This window comes from Massilia eburnea, from assembly GCF_050709955.1.
Taxonomy (GTDB): Bacteria; Pseudomonadota; Gammaproteobacteria; order Burkholderiales; family Burkholderiaceae_D; genus Rugamonas; species Rugamonas eburnea_A.
This window is the reverse complement of sequence record NZ_JBNZFX010000031.1, coordinates 17,962-37,642: the sequence shown is the minus strand read 5'-3', so window position 1 is coordinate 37,642 and position 19,681 is coordinate 17,962. Positions and strand designations below refer to the sequence as shown.

At 63.6% G+C, this 19,681-nt stretch carries 16 protein-coding genes and 2 pseudogenes; 5 read left to right on the top strand and 13 right to left on the bottom strand.

The window, feature by feature from the left end:
* Nucleotides 1-12: 12 nt before the first annotated feature.
* Both ACQ4MM_RS17165 and ACQ4MM_RS17160 read left to right on the top strand, forming a co-directional pair.
* Nucleotides 13-771, top strand: a pseudogene (locus ACQ4MM_RS17165) (spermidine synthase).
* 186 nt (nucleotides 772-957) lie between these two features.
* Nucleotides 958-1,602 carry a Crp/Fnr family transcriptional regulator gene (locus tag ACQ4MM_RS17160; RefSeq protein ID WP_431478492.1) on the top strand — a complete coding sequence of 215 codons (645 nt, stop codon included), beginning with the start codon at nucleotides 958-960 and terminating at the stop codon, nucleotides 1,600-1,602.
* Here ACQ4MM_RS17160 and ACQ4MM_RS17155 read toward each other — a convergent pair.
* Nucleotides 1,574-1,921: a hypothetical protein gene (locus tag ACQ4MM_RS17155; protein ID WP_431478491.1), complete on the bottom strand. Its 348-nt coding sequence runs from the start codon at nucleotides 1,919-1,921 to the stop codon at nucleotides 1,574-1,576. The genes ACQ4MM_RS17160 and ACQ4MM_RS17155 overlap by 29 nt on opposite strands.
* Nucleotides 1,922-1,934: 13 nt before the next feature.
* Between ACQ4MM_RS17155 and ACQ4MM_RS17150 the strand changes: the two genes are divergently transcribed.
* Nucleotides 1,935-2,297, top strand: coding sequence for a hypothetical protein (locus ACQ4MM_RS17150; RefSeq protein WP_431478490.1), 363 nt, complete (start codon nucleotides 1,935-1,937; stop codon nucleotides 2,295-2,297).
* Here ACQ4MM_RS17150 and ACQ4MM_RS17145 read toward each other — a convergent pair.
* Nucleotides 2,290-3,775 (bottom strand): annotated as a pseudogene (locus ACQ4MM_RS17145) (PLP-dependent aminotransferase family protein). The gene ACQ4MM_RS17150 and the pseudogene ACQ4MM_RS17145 overlap by 8 nt on opposite strands.
* 70 nt (nucleotides 3,776-3,845) lie before the next feature.
* Between ACQ4MM_RS17145 and ACQ4MM_RS17140 the strand changes: the two are divergent.
* A complete protein-coding gene (locus tag ACQ4MM_RS17140) occupies nucleotides 3,846-4,493 on the top strand; it encodes a pyridoxamine 5'-phosphate oxidase family protein (RefSeq protein ID WP_431478489.1) in 648 nt (215 codons plus the stop codon).
* On the opposite strand, the gene ACQ4MM_RS17135 is transcribed toward ACQ4MM_RS17140, so the two are convergent.
* The 11 genes from ACQ4MM_RS17135 to ACQ4MM_RS17085 form a co-directional block, all read right to left on the bottom strand.
* The gene (locus ACQ4MM_RS17135) at nucleotides 4,480-5,268 is read right to left on the bottom strand and encodes a PPK2 family polyphosphate kinase (RefSeq protein ID WP_431478488.1); all 789 of its coding nucleotides are present in this window, start codon (nucleotides 5,266-5,268) and stop codon (nucleotides 4,480-4,482) included. The genes ACQ4MM_RS17140 and ACQ4MM_RS17135 overlap by 14 nt on opposite strands.
* 26 nt (nucleotides 5,269-5,294) lie before the next feature.
* Nucleotides 5,295-6,971, bottom strand: coding sequence for a hypothetical protein (locus tag ACQ4MM_RS17130; protein WP_431478487.1), 1,677 nt, complete (start codon nucleotides 6,969-6,971; stop codon nucleotides 5,295-5,297).
* Entirely contained in the window at nucleotides 6,968-9,040 is a 2,073-nt protein-coding gene (locus ACQ4MM_RS17125) for a DUF4175 family protein (protein ID WP_431478486.1), read from the bottom strand. The genes ACQ4MM_RS17130 and ACQ4MM_RS17125 overlap by 4 nt, the downstream gene beginning before the upstream one ends.
* On the bottom strand, nucleotides 9,024-10,100 hold the full coding sequence (locus tag ACQ4MM_RS17120) for a hypothetical protein (protein WP_431478485.1): 1,077 nt from the start codon (nucleotides 10,098-10,100) through the stop codon (nucleotides 9,024-9,026). Before ACQ4MM_RS17120 ends, ACQ4MM_RS17125 begins: the two co-directional genes overlap by 17 nt.
* Nucleotides 10,022-10,912 (bottom strand): DUF58 domain-containing protein, encoded by an 891-nt coding sequence (locus tag ACQ4MM_RS17115; RefSeq protein WP_431478484.1) that lies wholly within the window; start codon nucleotides 10,910-10,912, stop codon nucleotides 10,022-10,024. Before ACQ4MM_RS17115 ends, ACQ4MM_RS17120 begins: the two co-directional genes overlap by 79 nt.
* A gap of 3 nt (nucleotides 10,913-10,915) precedes the next feature.
* Nucleotides 10,916-11,911 carry an AAA family ATPase gene (locus ACQ4MM_RS17110; protein WP_431478483.1) on the bottom strand — a complete coding sequence of 332 codons (996 nt, stop codon included), beginning with the start codon at nucleotides 11,909-11,911 and terminating at the stop codon, nucleotides 10,916-10,918.
* A gap of 2 nt (nucleotides 11,912-11,913) precedes the next feature.
* A complete protein-coding gene (locus tag ACQ4MM_RS17105; RefSeq protein WP_431478482.1) occupies nucleotides 11,914-12,534 on the bottom strand; it encodes a DUF4159 domain-containing protein in 621 nt (206 codons plus the stop codon).
* Between the two features lie 3 nt (nucleotides 12,535-12,537).
* Nucleotides 12,538-13,872, bottom strand: a complete 1,335-nt coding sequence (locus ACQ4MM_RS17100) for a TldD/PmbA family protein (protein ID WP_431478481.1) — start codon at nucleotides 13,870-13,872, stop codon at nucleotides 12,538-12,540.
* 11 nt (nucleotides 13,873-13,883) lie between these two features.
* Entirely contained in the window at nucleotides 13,884-15,521 is a 1,638-nt protein-coding gene (locus ACQ4MM_RS17095) for a TldD/PmbA family protein (protein ID WP_431478480.1), read from the bottom strand.
* 117 nt (nucleotides 15,522-15,638) lie between these two features.
* Entirely contained in the window at nucleotides 15,639-16,976 is a 1,338-nt protein-coding gene (locus tag ACQ4MM_RS17090) for a TldD/PmbA family protein (protein ID WP_431478479.1), read from the bottom strand.
* 15 nt (nucleotides 16,977-16,991) lie between these two features.
* A complete protein-coding gene (locus ACQ4MM_RS17085) occupies nucleotides 16,992-18,626 on the bottom strand; it encodes a TldD/PmbA family protein (protein WP_431478478.1) in 1,635 nt (544 codons plus the stop codon).
* 238 nt (nucleotides 18,627-18,864) lie between these two features.
* On the opposite strand from ACQ4MM_RS17085, the gene ACQ4MM_RS17080 reads away from it, so the two are divergent.
* Nucleotides 18,865-19,680, top strand: coding sequence for a class I SAM-dependent methyltransferase (locus tag ACQ4MM_RS17080; protein WP_431478477.1), 816 nt, complete (start codon nucleotides 18,865-18,867; stop codon nucleotides 19,678-19,680).
* The last annotated feature ends 1 nt before the right edge of the window (nucleotide 19,681 follow it).

The window sequence follows — 19,681 nt, the reverse complement described above, 5'->3', positions numbered from 1 at the left end:
AAACTGTCGGCCATGACTTCCCGCAGATTTGACCAGCCTGGTTTCCCTCCCGCCACCATCACCGAGTTCGAAGGTGTCCGTTCACTGCACCTGGGCACCTCCTGGGTGCAGGGCGCCATGCGCCTGTCCAAGCCCGACATGATCGAGCTTGAATACGTGCGCATGATGATGATCTGGACGCTCTTCATTCCCTCGCCGCGCCACATCGTCCAGCTCGGCCTGGGCAGCGCGGCATTGACCAAATTCAGCTATCGCCAGTTCCCCAAAGCGCGCGTGGACCGCGATCGAGCTCAATCCGAATGTGATTGCAATCTGCGAAGAGAAGTTCTGCCTGCCGCCAAACGACGAACGGCTTCAAGTGCGCCAGATGAATGCGATGGATTTTCGTGCTCGAGCCAAGCAACCACGGCACGGTCGACGTGCTGCAGGTCGACCTGTACGATGAAGAGGCGCGCGGACCGGTGCTCGACACGCCTGAGTTTTACCAGGCCTGCTACGACTGCCTTGGGCCGGACGGCATCATGACCACCAATGTGTTCGGCGACTTTGACAATTACGGCAAGAACCTGCAGCACATGGAACTGGTGTTTCGACGCCGTGGTGTGGCTGCCCGAAGTCCACGACGCCAACATCGTGGTCATCGCCTTCAAGCGCTCGCCGTCGATCGATTTTTCGGTGCTGTACGAGCGCGCCAGCCAAATCAAGAAATCGTTTAACCTGAATGCCCGTCCCTGGGTGGACGGCATGCGCGACTGGATGGCCAACGAGTAGTATAGCTACATTCGCGACTGCTTTTCGTTTAAATAGTTGAAGATTATCAAGTAGTTACTAAAATTCGCCGGCGGCGTGCAACAGTCTTTACGGCGGGATTGCCCGGCTCCCTGCAGTAGTTTATATTGCGGGGCCTGTCGTTTCAGGCAAGAAACAATATTGTCAGAAAGACCAAGAGTTACCGTGATGTCCGACGCATTCCTAAAGCAGCGAGAAGAATTCAGCGACTATTCGATGAGCCGCATTGGCGTATCGCGTGAAATGTTCGATGCATTCAACCGCATCCTGGCCCCACACGTCGTTGAAGTGCATTTCCGCAAGGGCGAGTACCTGCAGCGCGCCGGCGTGCCGGCCAGCGTGGCGTACTGGCTGTACCGCGGCGTTGCGCGGCGCGGCATGATCACCAAGGACGGTACCGATGTGACGATGGCGTTTTCGTCGGAAGGGGATTCCTGCGGCTCGCACCACGACCTGCTGGCGGCACAGGACGGCCAGCCGGCGCAGGAATTCATCATTGCGGAAACTCCGGTGACGGCGATCCGCGTGGAGTGGGCCGCCCTGGCGCGCCTGCGCGAAGAGCACAGTCTCATGCGCGAGTACTACCTGAAGGTTTCCGAGCACTCGATCCGCCGCTATTCGCAGAGCTGCCTGGTGCGCAGCATGACGTCGGCCAACTGCCGCCTGGCGGCGTTCCGCGAACAATACCCGGACTGGAACAGCGCATCTCGCAGAAATCGCTGGCCTCCTTCCTGGGTATTACGCCGCAATACATGTCGACGCTGCTGCGGCAGGAGCAGGAACGCTAAGCAGCTTCCTGCTCGCGGCGCATGAGCTGCGACAGGTAGGCCGGTGTGATCTGCAGGTAGGACGCCAGCACCTTCTGCGAAATCCGGCGTTCCAGGTTCGGATACTCCTTCCTGAAATTGGCCAGGCGCTCTTCGGCGCTCGATGCGGTGTGCGTGATGAAGCGGCGCGCCTGGCTGCATACCGCGTATTCCAGCATGCGCGTCACGTAGGCGGTCAGCGCCGGGTGCCGGCTGCGGGCCACGCTCATCTGCTCCCAGTCGAAACGGAAACCCTGCACCGAGGTCTCGGCCACGATGAAGGAGCGCGCCGGCAGCTCGCCGCGGGAATTCCAGCAGGTCTTCATAGGCGTTCGCGATATGGCCTTCGGTCGCGAAGCGCATGGTGACCTCGTTGCCGCCCTGGCTGACATAACCGACGCGGGCTACGCCTCCGGTGAGCCAGAACACGTCGCGCGCGGACTGCCCCACGTGCTGCAGCAGTTCGCCGCGACGCACCGCAAACGGCACGGCCAACGGCGCGATGCACTGGCTGGTTTCGTCAAAAAGTTGTTCGTCGACGGCGTAGCGCGCCATCATGTCGGCCTTGAAATTCTGCCGCAGCTTCAGGAAATGTTGATTCATTGCGCCCCAGTATTCATCTTTGTTTTTGACTACATCTGGTCAGGCCAGATTTACTTCATTCTAAAAACAAGCGGCGCAGGATTTCGATCAACTATTTGAACTTTCGGTAAAAATTTTCATAGGCTGTTAAATGAATGACACCGGCCAGGCGTTTGACCAGCCCATCCACCTGGCCCGGGTCCACCTGGCCATAGCCAAGGGCCAGTCCTTGCCAGTTGCATTGCCCGGCAACGGCATGCACGCTGAGGGCGTTGGCGATCATGCCTTCCTGCTCGAGGGCGCGGCGGCTGATCTCCACGTCGGACAGGCGCGGGTCTTCCCATCGCAGCGCGAGATGCATGCCGGCCGACGCGCCCTGCACGCAGGCGATGCTGCCAAGGTGCTGGTCCAATGCCGCCACCAGGGCGTCGCGCCGTTCGCGGTAGACGCGCCGCATGCGCCGCAGATGCAGGGCAAACTGCCCGCTGCGCAGGAATTCGGCCAGCGCAATCTGGTCGGCTGCGCGGCCGCGCGAAGCCGATTGCTGGCGCATGGTGGCCAGCGGCTGCACCAGCCAGGGCGGCACCACCAGGTAGCCGATGCGCAGGCCGGGGAACATGGTTTTGCTGAAGGTGCCGCAGTACAGCACCGGGGCGTCCGGCTGCAGGCCTTGCATCGATGCCAGCGGCGGGCCGTCGTGGCGGAACTCACTGTCGTAATCGTCTTCGATGATCAGGGCGCCGCAGGAGCGCGCACCGTCGATCAGGGCCATGCGGCGCGCCAAGGACAGCACGGTGCCGGTCGGGTACTGGTGCGAGGGCGTGGTGTAGATCAGGCGCGGCGGGCGTTCTCTCCAGTCTTCGGGGCGTGGGGCGATGCCTTCGTCGTCGACGTCGATCGGCTCCAGTTTCAGGCTGGCGGCGCGGAAGGCTGCCATGGCGCCGCCGTAACCGGGATTTTCCATCCACACCGTTTCGCCGGCGTCGGCGCAGGCGCGGCCGCACAGGTCAAGGCTGCTTTGGCTGCCGTCGGTGATGAATACTTGCGCCGCTTCGCAGACCACGCCGCGCGAGGCGCGCAGGTAGTCCGCGATGGCTTCACGCAGCACCGGCTCGCCGCAAGGGTCGCCGTAGTTCAGTTTTTCGGTGGGCAGCGAACGCCAGGCCCGTTCCAGCAAGCGCCGCCACAAGCCCGATCGGAAAGCTGGGCAGGTCGGGCACGCCCGGCACGAAAGGCGTGCCGCTGGCGGCCGATGCGGTGCTGTGGCGCAGGTTCTGCGCGCGTTGCGACAAGCCTTTGTACGGCACGACCACACTGGGCTCACGCTGCCGCGCAGGGGCCACGGCGGCGACGATGGTGCCGCTGCGGTCGGTCGTCACATAGCCTTCGCTGGTGAGCTGCTCATAGGCGTACAGTACGGTGTTGCGCGCCACGCCGAGCTCGGACGCCAGGGCGCGCGTGGCGACCAGGCGCGTGCCCGGCGCCAGCGTGCCAGCGCGGATGGCCGCGCGCAGGCATTCATGCAGCAGGCGCTGGCGCGGCCAGCCATGATCGCCATGGCTGGCGGTGAAGTTCGAAATCAGCAGCGAATAATCCAAGCGTGGCTCCATGGTTTTGCATACCCCTGGACCTGTTGCAGGGGCCAGCAGGACATTATAGTCCGATGCCATGAATACAACACCTCCCCCATCCGACCGCACCCGCGTGCGACGTGGCGCCGCCAACGCCGCCTATGAACCCGAACTGGTGCGTGCCATTGTCGATGCCGCCTACATCTGCCATATCGCCTTCAGCGACGGGCAAGGCGTGCACTGCATCCCGACCGCCTGCTGGCGCGAAGGCGACCATCTTTACATCCATGGCTCGAATGGCAGCCGCATGCTGAAGCAGTTGATGGCGCAGGATGCCTGCGTCACCATCACCCTCCTGGACGGCCTGGTTCTGGCGCGTTCGGCCTTCAACCATACGATGAACTATCGCTCGGTGATGATCTACGGCCGCTTCGAGGCGGTCGACGAAATCGAGCAACGCCGCACGCTGGACACCTTCATGGATCATCTGGCGCCGGGCCGCCGTTTGGAGGTCCGCGGTGGCAACGACAAGGAGCATGCAGCCACCACGGTGCTGCGGATCCCACTGGCCGAGGCAGCGTGCAAGGTGCGCAGCGGCGGGCCGGAAGATGACGAGGAAGACATGGGCATCGCTGCCTGGGTCGGCGAGCTGCCGTTCGTGCAACAGCGCACGGAGCCGGTGCCCGATCCGGCGTGCCCGGTGGCGGCGCCGGCTTACGTGCGCGACTGGGCTAGCGCACCTTGAGCTTCAACAAGCGCTTGTCGGGCGGCGGCCAATCGAGCCGCATGCCGCGCAGGGTTTCCAGCAACAGGCGGGCGACGGCTTCGTTCCGGTAACGTTTTGAGTCCGCGGGGACCACGTACCATGGCGCATGGTCGGCGTCGGTCTCCGCGATCGCATCTTCATAGGCCTTCTGGTAATCCTTCCAGAATACGCGCTGCTTCAGGTCTTCCGGATCGAACTTCCAGTGCTTGTGCGGGTCATCCACCCGCTCTTGCAGCCGTTCTTTCTGCTCGTCCTTCGAAATGTGCAGGAACAGCTTGACGATGGTGGTGCCGCTTTCCGCCAGCATGCGCTCGAAGTCGCGAATCTGCGCATAGCGGCGCTTGCATTCCTGCGGCGTGATCATGCCGAGCACGCGGGTGACCAGCACATCCTCATAGTGACTGCGGTTGAAGACTGCGATCTCGCCGGCTTTCGGCACTTCGCGGTGGATGCGCCAGAGGAAGTCGTGCGCTGCCTCGATCTCGGTCGGTGCCCTGAATCCGACGGCACGCAAGCCCATGGGATTGATTTTGCTGAACAGGTGACGCACGGTGCCGTCCTTGCCGGAGGTGTCCGTGCCCTGCAGCACAATCAGCAGCTTGCGTATGCGTTCGGCGTACAGCATCTCCTGCAGGTCGGAGATGTCGTCCAGCATCTTGTCCAGCAACTCCCGATCGGGCTTGCTGTCCGATTGCGCGTCCTTATCGCGTAGCCGCAGGCCTCGCCTGGCCCGGAATTCGTCGATCGCTTTCATGCGACGACATTAGCATAGCTTACGGCTTACCGGCGCTCACGCCACCACAGCAGCAACACGCTGACGGCAAACGCAATGCCCAGCAACCAGCGTGGCACAGCGGTGGCCCACAATTGCTGCTCGCCGGCGCGTGGCATGGCGCGAGCAGCTGGATCGAGTGCGGCGCCGGCAACCGGCTGGGAGCTGCGGCTTGCGTAGCGCGCGGTCGCGTCATGGCGCAGCGCCGCCTGCCACTCCGGCCAGTCTTGTGCGCCATACACGTAGACCGCGCTTGCCGCATCGCCACTGCGCACGGGCAACCAGCCTGCGGCGCGCGGCCAAAGCGCCACACATGCGGCATCCGCACGTTCACTGCGCGCCTGCCAATGCAGCTCCTGCTGGCTTACGGTGACGGAGCCGCCAGTGCGTACGCCTTGCGCACAAAGCTCGGTGCGCAGGCCGGGCAACGGCATCGGGTCGGCCTCGAGCCAGCGCACTTTCTGCTCGCTGCCCAGCGCGGCCAGGTCGACTACCTGTTGCCACCATTGGCCGAGGGCCGCCGGTTCGCTGATAGCGTGCCTGTGCCAGTCGCGCACGCCCAGCCACAGGATGCGGCCTTTCTGCCAGTCGCGCTGCCACAGCCAGGCCTTGCCGTCCTTGTCGCGCGCGATGGCCTGCCATGCGCCGCTTGCCGTCGGCATCTGCGCAGCCGGTGCGAAAGCCAGGGTGGCCCCTGCCAGCGCAAGGTGGCGCGTGTCTTCCTGCTCCGTGGTCGCCGATTGCGGCGCCAGCTTCAATCCAAGATCGCGCTGCCACAGGGCGGCATCGTCAGCACTCCCGCCAAGGACCAGCAGCGGCATGCCTTGCGCGGCCTGGGCCAACGCGCCGCGCATGCCGCCGCGCTCGAGCCAGCCCGCATCGGCCACCAGCAGATTGGGATGCGCCAGCGGCGCCGGCGCTTGCTCGCTACGGGTCAGCGATTTGCCGAGCGTGGTTTGCCAATCGAGGCTGGCGTTGGAGTCAGTCAACAACTGGTTCAGCACGCGCGTATCGAAAGATGGCGCACCGAAGCGGCCTTGCACTTGCAAAGGCACAGGATCGAGCACGCGCAGTGGCACCGGGCCCTGTGCAAGGGCCTTGCCGTCCTTGTCGAGCAGGCGTGCCTGCAGAACCATCGATTCCGCCATTGGCGGCTGCCATTGGACGGTCAGTGCCTCGGCCGCGGCAGCTGCGCGCGACTCGGACAATACCTGGCCATTTTCCGCCAGCAGCTGCAGGCGCCAACCGGTTTGCGGGGCATGGCGCCGCACAGTCAGCGCGAAACTGCGCCCCAGCGGCAGCGAGCGCGGGAAGTCGAGCCACAGCAGGCCTTCCTTGGCGGCCTGCCACTGGATCGGGCGTGCCGGAATGTCGCGCCACTGCGCCTCATGCAGGCCCTGGCCCTGGACTTCCATCATCGTTCCTTGCGGCGCCAACGGCAGTTGCGCCAGTGCTGCTGCCAGACGATCGTCAGGCACCGTGGGCGAGGTTGCTGCCGTCGCCAGAACTATCGGCTGCGCAAAGCCCACCGGTGCAGTCGGCGCAGCGAGCAGGGTCGCCAACGATGCGCCGGCTGCCAGAGCCAATGTTGCATCGACCCAGCGCTTCCTGCGCACGTAGAGCAAGGCACTCGCCATCCCTGCCAGCATTGCGCCGCCGTACAGCAGGTTGATGTCCACGTTCACGGTGCGCCTTTCCCTTGCAATGCCTGGCCAAATTTCGTCTGCGCTTGCGGGCGTGCCTGCAGCAGCACCGCCGGCTGCTGCACCGTCGCGCGCAGCCAGGCGCGCAACTGGGCGCGGCATGGTTGGCAGCCATCGGCCACGTCCTGCACCGCCGCTTGTGCGGAAAGGCGCTGTTCCTCATCTTTGAGACGCGCCACGGCATCACGAGCTGCCTTGCTCCACAAGGCAGGCAGCGCCCCATCGCCGCCGAGAACTTGCACCAGTTCGCGCACGTCGGCGGGTATGAGTTCGTTGGCCGTTCCCTGCGCGCGGCGGTAGCTGGCGGCGCCATTCATCTCTCCGCTCATGCGCTTTTCTTCCTTGATCGCCGGGGGCACGAACGCCGTGCGGTGCAGGTAGACGCGTTCTGCCTGCTGCAGGTCCTTGATCGCGCCAAGGGCCTGGTACTCGGGCGGCAAGGCCGGCTTCGGTGCGATGGCGCGCAGCTGCTTCTCCGCGTCCCACATCGCCCGCAATGCACGGCGCAGGACTTCCTTGGTGGCAGGATCGAAGATGGTGGCGTTGCCTTCCTGGTCGTGGGCATGGCCGAACTGGGCTGCAATATTGCCGGTACCGAATCCGCCCGGACCTTGCGTGCCGGCGCCGCCGCCATGCTCGTGGCCATCGCCGTCGCCGTGCTCTTCCTCGCCGAACAGGGAGGACTCTTCGCCAAGGAACTGGCCGTAGCGCAGGCGCAGCTTGGCCTGGTCGCCGGCGATCTTCTCGCTGCGGGCGCGTAGTTCTGCGGCGCCGAGCCGTGGCAAGTCGGCGACCAGCTGTTCGGTGTCGATGATGATCTGGCGCTGGCTGCGCAGGTTCTCCGGCTTCACCATCGATGGCAAGGCGGTCGATTCAAGGGCTTCACCTTGCGGTCCGGGCAGGCGCAGCGTATAGGTTGGCGATTGGGCGATATGCGGGACTGGGGCGTTGTCGCTGGCGCGCACGAAGAAATACAGCTCGTCGCCCGGCTCCATGCCGAGCTCCTTCAGCATCCACTGTTTGTTCCAGCTACGCCTGCGCGGGTCGGGCGAGGCCGGCAGCGGCGTTTCCTTGTCGGTGAAGCGGATGTTCTCCCCGCTGCCGCGAGCCAGGGTCATATGCAAGGTGGCTTTGACGACCGCGTAGTCGTCGCTCACATTGATGTTGATTGAGGCGCTTTGCGCATCGGGCTTCATGACTGTGACCGATTCGTTCGGTGCGGCGATGGCGACCAGCGGCGCCTGGTCGGGAGTTACGCGGATGGTGTAGCGCTGACCCGCATTGCGGCGGCTGCGCCAGAAAATGGAATCGCTGGCGGTCCATTCAGCGCACTGTCCGGCTGCGGCCTGCAGGGTTTGGCCGTCGCCGAGCTCGATGCTGGCATCGGCGTTGACGGCGCACCAGCGCACTTTGCTGTGCTGTGGGACTTGCAGGTCGCGCGGGGCGCCTTCGCTTGGTTTTGCGCCGGTGTATGGCGGTGGCTCGGCGTACACCTTGATCCCGGCGGCAACGATGGCTGCCTGGGCTGCGGGTCCCGCAGCGACAGGCGCCGCGTGCTGCGGGCTATGCGCTGCCGCATAGGCCCATGCGCTGGCGGCGGCTACTGCGGCCAGCGCCAGCGGGATTGCATTGAAGCGGGCTTTCGCGTTCGCTATGCTGCGCAGGCGCTCTTCGTTGAGGACCTGCTCCATGCGGGCGAGGAGGCGGTCGCGTTGGAGCTTGCCGAGCGGTGTTGCCGGCGTGGCGGCCAGCATCGCGCTACTGTCTTCCAACTCGGGCACTGCGTCGTTCAGCCAGGATGGCAGGTGTTCGTCGATCCGTTTGCGCCAGAGCGCGAAGTCGATCGCGGCCCACAGCATGACGGCGGCGGCCAGCGCGAGGGGAACGGTGATGGTGATCGGCTTGGCGTTACCGAAGGCTCCTGCGAGTATCGTCGCGGCCAGTACGGCCGCCGGGAGCAATGGCAGCAGCCAGCTTGCGCTGCGGCGGCGGATCAGGGCTTGCAGCATGCGTTGGCGCACGCTGGCCAAATGGTCAGCGGCGGCGGGCATGGGCGAGGATCCTTTCGATTGCGAACAGTGCCAGCAGGGCTAGTGCCAGCCACTCTGGAGACCTTGCGAGCGCGATGGGCAACGGTTTGTTTCGCTCAGCCTTCAGCGTTTGCGCGGGCATTGGATAGGGCGATGGCGGCGCAGTCGCCGCCTGCCAGCGTTCATAGAGGGCGCGTGCGGCGTCGACATCGTGCAATGGCCATTGCGGCGCGGTCCAGGTGAGGCCTTGCGGGGTTTGCATTTTCCCGTTTTTGCTGGCGGTGCGCCACCAGAGGGGCGCTTTCCAGGAGGCCGGCGGTTCGGCGCCGGGGCGGTCCCAGACTATCAGTTCGGTCGCCGCGCCCGGCGTGTCGGAGATCACGTAGCGGCTCGCGCCATCTGCCGAGGTGCTGAAGGCGGCGAACAGCGCTTGCCAGCGCGGCAGGCGCTCGGCCGGAGCGGAAACGGTAATGTGCCGCTCGCGCGGCGGCGCAGAAGGTGCTGCGGCGGGCGGGGCTGCGGCCGGAGCGAGGCGCAGGTCGGCTGCGTGAGCCAAGTGCGGCGGCAACGCGGGCATGCCGGCATGGGGGGCGAGGATGAGAAAGCGCGCCTCGGGGCGCCATTCGTGCTCGTTGCGGGCGAGCCAGTTCCACAGGTCCGCGGGCAGCGGTTCGCGCGTAGCGGCGCCCATGCCGGCCGACTGTACCTGCTGCGCGGCCCACGGCGAAGATTCAAGCGAAGGGTCGATGAACACCGTATCTCCCTTCCATGGCATGGCAAGCACCGCCAACCATGCGATCAGCGCCGCGAGCAACGCCAGCCGCGCCAGCAGGAGCGGCACGTCAGACCAGCGCAGCACGCGCTGTTGCTGCGGCGCGGCGGCAGGCAGGAAGCGGGCAGTGGCGAGCAAATCGGTGCGTGTGCGTTCACGCTTGCGCATATGCCACCACACCGGCAGCAACAGCACCGGCAAGGCAAACCACCACAAAGGCTGCATGCTGGTCATGGCCTGCGTGCCTCCGGATTTCTCAGCCAGGTGCGCAGGACTTCGCCCAGCGGCTGCTCGATCCGCGTCTCGCACAGCGGCAGGTCATGCTGCCGGCACGCGGCGCGCACTCCAGAGAAGTGTGCTTCGAGCGCGACGCGGTAAGCGTCACGGTCGGCCCGGCTAAAGCTGTGCAGGCGCACTCCTTCTTCCGGGTCGCGATATGCGTGGCCGGTGGGAAGGTCAGCCTCCACTTCAGCCTCGGTACGCAAGGCCAGCAGGCGCACGTCGTGCCGCATATGGCGCAATCGCACCAGGGCTTCGCTCAGAGGAGAAGGCCAGTCCAGCGTGTCGCTGGCGGCGAACACCATGCTCTGCGAGCGCGCGAAATGCAGGCTGGCACGCAGGGTCTCGGCATCGGGCAGTTCGCCGGACGGTGCGGCCCGATGCAAGGCTGCCAGCACGCGCTGCAAATGGCGCGGCCCGCGCGAAGCTTGCGTGAATTCGACCTTTCCGTTGCAGATCACCAGCAGGCCGAAGGCATCGCCCTGGCGCTGCGCAATCGCCGCCACGCAAGCCAGCGCCGTGCGTGCATACCAATGCTTGCTCAGGCCATCCACGCGCCGGCTTGGTTCCGCCATCGACGCGGTGGCATCCAGCACCAGCCAGGTTGCGACGTGGCTGTCGCGCTCCGCCTCGCGCACGTAGTAGCGGTCGGCGCGCGCCAGCAGCTTCCAGTCGACGCGACGCCACTCGTCGCCGGGCGCGTAGGCGCGGTACTCCGAGAACTCCACGCCGGCACCGCGTTCGCGGCCGGCATGGATACCATGGCCGAGACCCGCCAGCACGTGGCGGATCACCAGCTCAAGGTCGGCGGAATGCGCCAGCAGCGCAGGGGTTTCCAGCATTGCTTATTCGGGTTTGATTGCGTCGCGCAAGGCGGCCAGGATATCGGCAATGGCGATGCCGTCCGCTTCCGCCTCGAAGTTGCGCAGCACGCGGTGTGCCAATACCGGCAACAGCATGTGGCCGATGTCTTCACGCGTCACCGCCAGGCGGCCCTGCATCAGCGCACGTGCCTTGGAAGCTAGAACCAGCGCCTGGCCGGCACGCGGGCCGGCGCCCCAGCCGACGTGCTTCTTCACCGCCTCTACCGCCGTCTCGCGCGGACGGGTGGCACGCACCAGGCGGGTAGCGTAGCGCAGCAGGTGATCGCCGATTTCGATATCGCGCACCAAGGCCTGCAGGCGCAGCAAAGTCTGCACGTCCATCGCCGGCTCGGCTTCCTTCAAGCCGGCGTGGGTGGTGGCGGACACCATCGCAATCTCATCGTCTTCGGTCGGATAGCCGACATCGATGTGAAGCAGGAAGCGGTCCAGTTGCGCTTCCGGCAGAGGATAAGTACCAGCCTGCTCGATCGGATTCTGCGTCGCCAGCACGAAGAATGGGCGCGGCAGCTTGTGGGTCTGGCCGGCAAAGGTCACCGAACGTTCCTGCATCGCTTCCAGCAGCGCCGACTGGGTCTTTGGCGGCGCGCGGTTGATTTCGTCGGCCAGCAGCACTTGCGTGAACACCGGTCCTTGCTGGAAACGGAACTCGCGCTTGCGCGTAGCATGATCCTCTTCCAGGATCTCGGTGCCGACGATGTCGGACGGCATCAGGTCCGGCGTGAACTGCACGCGGCGGAACTCCATGTCGGTGGCCTGCGCCAGCGATTTGACCAGCAGCGTCTTGCCCAGGCCAGGGACGCCTTCCACCAGCGCATGGCCGCCGGCCAGAAGGCAGATGACCAGCGACTCGATCACTTCTTCCTGGCCGATGATGACGCGGCCCATGCTCGCCTTCAGTGCCTTTACCTTGGCGTGCAATACGCCGATCTCGTTTTCGCTCCAGCCACTTTCAGCCACGGTCATGCTCCCAACGCGTATTGAATGATATTGACTGCGAAGCGCGTGTTGTCGATTGCCAGCCAGCGCTTGTTGCGAAAGTCATAGTCCCACTCGCAGCCATAGTCCTTGTTGCTATACAAAAGCCTGATGCGGCCGCCGAACTCCACGGCCTTCAGGTAGTCGTGCACCAGGTCGTCGCCCCAGCCGTTCAGCTCCATCCCGGTATTCGGCGGCCCCTCGAACTTGAAGAAAGCCGAATACAGCGGATGGCTGTTGGGGATCTTGTGCAGTGCCTTCTGGCCGAAGATCCTTGCCACTTCCGCCTCGAACGATTTCGCAAACAGGCCGTCGATATCGTGGTTGCAGTCGTCCACGAAGACGAAGCCGCCGCCCCTAACGTAACGCTCGAAGTTCTTGCGCTCGGCGGGCGTGAACTGCACCAGCTTATGCCCGGCCAGGTAGCAGAACGGCGCTTCCAGCATCTTCGGGTCGGACAGCGCCACGATGCGTTCAACGGGATCAACTTTCAGGGTCGTGTACTCGACCAGGGAGTTGAGCACGTTGCTCGGCATCCGGATATCGACATCCCAATCGCCCGACTCGTAAGTCAGGCGCGTGAAATAGAAATCGTAGGCGGGCATTCCTTAAACCGCGTCGGACAACGACGTGAAGTTGAAGTCACGCACCTTCATGGCAGGAATCATCAGCTTGCGTGCATCGGTGTCGCCAATCAGCACCGGACGTCCTAGTTCATCGATGTTGTTCAGCATCGCCACCGGGCTGTCGTTAAAGCGGAAGTTCTTGACCGGATGCTTGATCTTGCCGTTCTCGATGTAGAAGGTGCCATCCCGGGTCAAGCCGGTCAGCGCCACCGATTGCGGGTCCACCATGCGGATATACCAGGTGCGGGTGACCAGGATGCCCTTCTTGGTCGATGCGATCAGTTCCTCGGTCGACTTGGAACCTCCCGCCATGATGATGTTGCCGGCAGGCGGAGTGGATTCCTTGCGCTGTTTCTGCGCCCAGTAGCGGTTGTAATCCAGCGAAGTGATGACGCCTCCCTTGATCAGGTCACGGCGCGCGCGCGCCTGCATCGATCCCTGGTCCCAGGGCAGCACCGGCGCATTGGCATCCCATGGATCGGTCCAGACATTGACCTGCTCGTCGAACAGCTTGTCGCCCAGGCGGTTGGCGCCGCCCTTCTTGGACAGGAAGCTGCGGCCTTCGTCGGCGGAGCGCGCATCGAAGGCGCTGAACATGAAGTTCAGCAGGTCGTTGGTAGCGGCAGGCTCCATCACCACCGTGTAGCGGCCCGGCTCCAGTGCCTTGGCCTCCACCGAGCGCAATGCCTTCTCGATCGCGATCTCGGAAGCCGCGCGCGGATCGAAGGCCTTCGGATCGTAGGCAGCGCGATTGACCCAGCCCGAACCGCGGCCGTCGTTGGTGCGGGTGGTCACGGTGAAATTCAGCCCGCCCAGCTCCTGGAATCCGAACACGCCGTTCGAATTGGCGATGCAATCGAAGCCGATGCTGTCGTTGAAGAAGCCCGCTGCCTGCAAGCCGGCCTTCTTCGCCGCATCGATGCTGGCAAATGCCACATCGGCACGGAAATCGGGATTGAAAGCCTCGGCATTGCGGCTGAAGGTATTGGTCGCCTTGAAATCCTGCTTGCCCACGGCCGGCATGAATTCCGGATTCTCCGGCGCCAGGCGCGCAATTTCCTCGGCTCGGCGCACGGCCGCTTCCAGCGACTTGGCGTCGAACTGGTTGCAGGTGGCTGAGCCCTGCTTCTTGCCGAAAGCGACGCTGACCACCAGGGTCGTGTCTTCAATCTGGCCGGCAGTGGAAACACTATTGTTTGCGTAACGCACATTGCCCTTGCGGCTGCCGCTCAGGTTGACGCGGCACTCGTCGGCCTTGGACATGGCCATCACTTTGTCGCAGATGCTCTTTGCTTCGTCTTTGCTCAGGAGTTTCATGGTTCGCGTCCTTAGTCGATCTTGCGGGCAGTGTTGATCACATTGATGCCGTTGAAGCGGGTGGTCGAGGAGCCGTGCGAAACGGCGCTGACCTGGCTTGGCTGGCCTTTACCATCGAAGAACGAGCCGCCCATGCGCCAGTCGCGCTGGTCGCAGGTGGCCGAGCAGGAATTCCAGAACTCCTGGGTATTCGACTGGTAGGCCACGTCGTTCAACATCTGGCCGACCTTGCCGTCCTTGATTTCGTAGAACAGCTGGCCGCCGAACTGGAAGTTGTAGCGCTGCTGGTCGATCGAGTAGGAGCCGCGGCCCAGGATGTAGATACCCTTCTTCACGTCCTTGACCATATCGTCCACCGACAGCGGCTTCTTGCCCGCTTCCAGCGAGACGTTAGGCATGCGCTGGAACTGCACGCTGCTCCAGGAATCGGCGTACGAGCAGCCATGCGATTCCTTCTCGCCGATGATGTGCGCCTGGTCGCGCGTGGCCTGGTAGTTCACCAGGATGCCATTGCGGATCAGGTCCCATTTCTTCGACGCCACGCCTTCGTCGTCGTAGCCCACATTGCCCAGCGATCCCGGCGTGGTCTTGTCGGCGACGATGTTGACGATGTCGGAGCCGTACTTGAAGTTCTTGCCCTTCCATTTATCCAGCGTGGCGAAGGAAGTTCCGGCGTAGTTGGCTTCGTAGCCCAGCACGCGGTCCAGCTCCGTCGCATGGCCGACGTTTTCGTGGATGGTCAGGAACAGGTGTTCCGGGCTCAGCACCAGGTCGTACTTGCCCGGTTCGACCGATTTCGCCGACAGCTTTTCGCGCGCCTGCTTGCCCGCTGCCTTGGCGTCTTCGATGATGTCGTAGCCACCGTTGTACAGCTGGGTGACGCCGCCTGCCGCGCGCACCTTGTGCTCCGGCTTGGCGTCGAAGAATTCATAGCCCATGCCGGCCGGCGAGGACAGGCCGTCGCGGGTGCGGAACTTGCCGGTCGCCTTGTCCACCGCGGTGGCCGTGAACGGCGCCCACAGGCGGTGCACATCCTGGTCAATATACGAACCGTCGGTCGAAGCAAAGTATTTCTGCTGGTTGACCTGGAACAGGTTGGCGGCCATGAAGGATGCGCCGGCGTCCAGGCCCGCCTTGTTAGCGGCCAGCAGCATGTCGGCCTTTTCCTTGATCGGCACTTCGCGCCAATCCTTCCTGAAAGGCGTCTGCCACGCCACTTCGCCCACACCTTTGACCGGCGCCAGTTGCACCGGCGAGGATTGCAGGCGCGCGTTGGCGCGCGCAATGGCTACTGCCTGGCGGGCGGCGTCGGCCACCGAGTCCACCGTCATCGCGTTGGTGGCGGCGAAGCCGTAGGCCCCGTTTGCGACCACGCGCACGCCGACACCGGTCGATTCGGTATTGACGATGTTTTCCACGCGGCTGTCGCGGGTGGTGATGAACTGGTTCAGGTAGCGGCCGATACGCACGTCGCAGTAGGTGGCGCCGGCCTTGGTGGCGGCATTCAGTGCGGCGTCGGCCAGTTCTTTCTTGAACTTGCGGGCCATCGGGTTCAGCAGGTCTTCGGCGGCAATGGCGTTGCCGAAGACGGGGACCAGCATGGTGCCGCCGGCAGCAGCGGCGACTTTCAGGAAGGATCTACGTTCCAATGTGTTGCTCCAAAAACTTTAAACCGGTAAACCTGGGTCAGGCACAAGTGCCTGACCCGCCACGCGGCGTGTACCTATCCGGGTCTGACCCTTGGGTCGGACCCTGGTTTACAGGTTCTAAACAGCGTCAGACAAAGAGGTGAAGTTGAAGTCGCGCACCTTCATGGCCGGAATCAGCAGCTGGAACTGCGACTCGTCGCCGGCCAGCACCTCAGGGCGGCCCAGTTCTTCGATGTTGTTCAACATCGTCACCGGGCTTTCATTGAAACGGAAGTTCTTCACCGGGTGCTTGATCTTGCCGTTCTCGATGTAGAAGGTGCCATCGCGGGTCAGGCCGGTCAGCAGCACGGTTTGCGGGTCGACCATGCGGATGTACCAAGTGCGGGTGACCAGGATGCCCTTCTTGGTCGAAGCAATCAGCTCTTCGGTCGACTTGGAACCGCCGGCCATGATGATATTGCCCGGCTGGCCGACCGCACGCTTGCCCTGCTTCTTGCCCCAGAACGGCGAATAGTTCAACGAAGCGATTTTTCCGTTCTTGATGATGTCCATGCGTTCGCGCGCCAGCAAGGTCTGGTTATCCCACGGCAGCACGGGAATATCCTTGTCCCATGGGTCGGCCCACACGTTCACCTGCTCGTCGAACAGCTTGTCGCCCATGCGGTTGCCGCCGCCCTTCTTGGACAGGAAGCTGCGGCCTTCATCGGCAGAACGTGCGTCGAAGCCGTTGAACATGAATGCCAGCAGGTCGGAGGTTGCCGCAGGCTCCAGGATCACGGTGTAGCGGCCCGGCTCCAGCGCCTTGGCTTCTGCCGAGCGGATCGCCTTTTCCATCGCCACCTCAGCCGCTGCGCGCGGGTCGAAGCGTGCTACGTCCTGCGCATCGCGGCGTACCCAGCCCGAGCCGCGGCCGTCTTCGGTCCGCACGGTGCAGGTGAAGTCGATGCCGGTCTGCGACTGGTGGCCGAATACGCCGCGCGAATTGGCGACAGTCTCATACGAGGACTGGTCGGTAAAGAAGCCGGCAGCGACCAATCCTTTTTTCTTGCAGGCCTCAATGCTGTAAGCCGCCACCTGTGCACGGTACTCAGGGTTGATTGCGTCGGTCGACTTGCTGAAGGTGTCGGAGTCCTTGAACGCCTGCTTGTCCGGCGTCGGCATGAACTCCGGATTTTCCGGCGCCAGCTTGGCCAGTTCTTCGGCGCGCTGCACGGCTTTCGCCAGCGACTTTTCGTCGAACTCGTTGATGACGGCCGTGCCCTGCTTCTTGCCGAAAGCGACGGATACGGACAACTGGGTGTTCTCCACCAGGCCGGCAGTCGACACGGCATTGCGCGCATAGCGGATATTGCCGGTGCGGCTGCCGTTGATGGTGACGATGCACTCATCGGCTTTGCTCAGCGACATGACCTTGTCGGCGATGCGCTTGGTCTCTTCCTGATTCAGGATCTTCATGGTTGTCCTTTACGCTCAGCCGATCTTGCGGGCAGTGTTGATCACATTGATGCCGTTGAAGCGCGAGGTCGACGAACCGTGCGACACCGCGCTCACCTGCATCGGCTGGCCTTTACCGTCGAAGAAGGAACCGCCCATGCGCCAGTCGCGCTCATCGCACATGGCGGTGCAGGCGTTCCAGAATTCCTGGGTGTTCGACTGGTAAGCCACGTCTTCCAGCATCTGCCCGATCTTGCCGTCCTTGATCTCGTAGAACATCTGGCCGCCGAACTGGAAGTTGTAGCGCTGCTGGTCGATCGAGAAGGAACCGGCACCCACGATGTAGATGCCCTTCTTCACGTCCTTCACCAGCTCGTCCGGGGTCAGCTTCTTCTTGCCGGCCTTGAGCGAAACGTTAGGCATGCGCTGGAATTGCACATTGCTCCAGGAGTCGGCGTAGGAGCAGCCGTGCGATTCTTTTTCGCCGATCACCGCCGCCTGGTCGCGCGTGGCCTGGTAGTTGACCAGGATGCCGTCCTTGATGATGTCCCACTTCTTGCACTTGACGCCTTCGTCATCGAAGCCGACCGCGCCCAGCGAGCCCTGGATGGTCTTGTCCGCCTCGATGTTGACCAGGTCGGAGCCGTACTTGAATTTTTTCGACTGCTGCTTGTCCAGCGTGGCGAAGGACGTGCCGGCGAAGTTGGCCTCGTAGCCCAGCACGCGATCCAGTTCGGTCGGGTGGCCGACGGATTCGTGGATGGTCAGCCACATATGCTCCGGCGACAGCACCAGGTCGTATTTTCCTGGCTCGACCGACTTGGCGGTCAGCTTTTCCTTGGCCTGGCGGCCGGCCGCTTTGGCGTCCTCGATCAGGTCGTAGGAACGGCTGTACAGCGTGGCGACGCCGCCCGCTGCCTTGATCTTGTCTTCCTTGCGTCCATCCAGGTATTCGTAACCCATGCCGACCGGCGTACCCAGGTCGGAGCGGCTACGGAACTTGCCGCTGGTCTTGTCGACAGCAGTGGCGAAGAACGGCACCCACAGGCGATGCAGGTCCTGGTCGATGTAGGAACCGTCGGTGGAAGCGAAGTATTTCTGCTGGTTGACCTGGAACAGCAAGGACTGGATGAAGGAGGCGCCGGCTTCCAGCGCGCCCTTGTTGGCGGTGATCAGCAGGTCGGCCTTCTCCTTGATCGGCACCGTGCGCCAATCCTTTTTGATCGGGGTAGCCCAGGCCACCTCGCCCACGCCCGGGGTTGGCGCCAGTTGCACGCCGGCCGCCTGCAGCCTGGAGTTGGCCTTGGCGATAGCGACCGCCTGGCGCGCCGCACCGGCCACGCCGTCCGGCGACATGTCGCTGGTGGCGGCAAAGCCGTAGGCGCCGTTGGCGATCACGCGTACGCCTACCCCTGCCGACTCGGTATTGGTGACGTTTTCGATGTTCAGGTCACGGGTGGTGATGAACTGGTTCAGGTAGCGGCCGATGCGCACATCGCAGTAGCTGGCGCCGGCCTGGGTGGCCGCGGTCAGCGCGGTATCTGCCAGCATCTTCTTGAACTTCACTTCCACGGGCTTGATCAGCTCGTCGGCCGCGATGGCGCGGCCAAAAGGCATCATCATGGCAGCCATTGCACCGCCGCTCATGTTGAGGAATGCACGTCGTTCCATAGTCTCTCCAGGGTTATCGTTTTTACCTAAGACAGCTTGCAGGAGTCAAATCGTACGCAATTTTTGTGCCATTGTGTAAAGCTTGTACAAAGCTGAAACATATCGGCAAAAAGTGTCCGGCCACTGTCCGCACACCGTCCGCGCGGACACTTGACCGGGCGGCCAGCTTGCACGATCATCAAGGCCCGGGCGACCGGAGCTGCTGCGTCGCCTGCCCAACGAAAAAGGAGACTCCTGAATGAAACAGTACGTCCTGGCCGGCCTGTTGGCCGTTGGCTTCACCGGCTTTTCCGGCGTTGCACTCGCAGATCCTGCCTTGAAAGCCGCGATCGCCAACCCATCGCGCAACGCGGACAACGTCAAACGCGACCAATTCCGCCACCCTTACGAGACCCTGACTTTCTTCGGCATCAAGCCGAACATGACGGTGGTCGAACTGTCGCCGGGCGGCGGCTGGTACACCGAAATCCTGGCGCCCTACCTGCGCGACCAGGGCAAGCTGATTACCGCAGGCTCCAGCCCGCAATCGGCCGACGAACGCGTGCGCAAGTCGGCTGAGCGCTTCCAGGAATTCCTGGGCAAGCAGCCGGGCCGCGACAAGGTGGTGCTGGGCGCCTTCGAGCCAGGCAACGGCGTGTACACCTACGCCCCGAAAGGCAGCGCCGACATGGTGCTCACCTTCCGCAACATCCACAACTGGATCGGCACCGGCGACGAGAACATGAAGAAGCTGATGGCCAGCGTTTACGACAGCCTGAAACCAGGCGGCGTGTTCGGCGTGGAAGAACACCGCCTGCCGGCTGCCATGACCCAGGATGCCAAGGCCAGTTCCGGCTACATGCACGAAGCCTACGTGATCAAGATGGCCGAGCAGGCCGGCTTCAAGCTGGTGGCCAAGTCCGAAGTCAACGCCAATGCCAAGGACGATGCCAACCACGAAAACGGCGTATGGGCGCTGCCGCCAACCTTTACCAACAAGGATAAGGACCGCGCCAAGTACGCCGCCATCGGCGAGAGCGACCGCATGACGCTGAAGTTCGTCAAGCCGCAGTAAT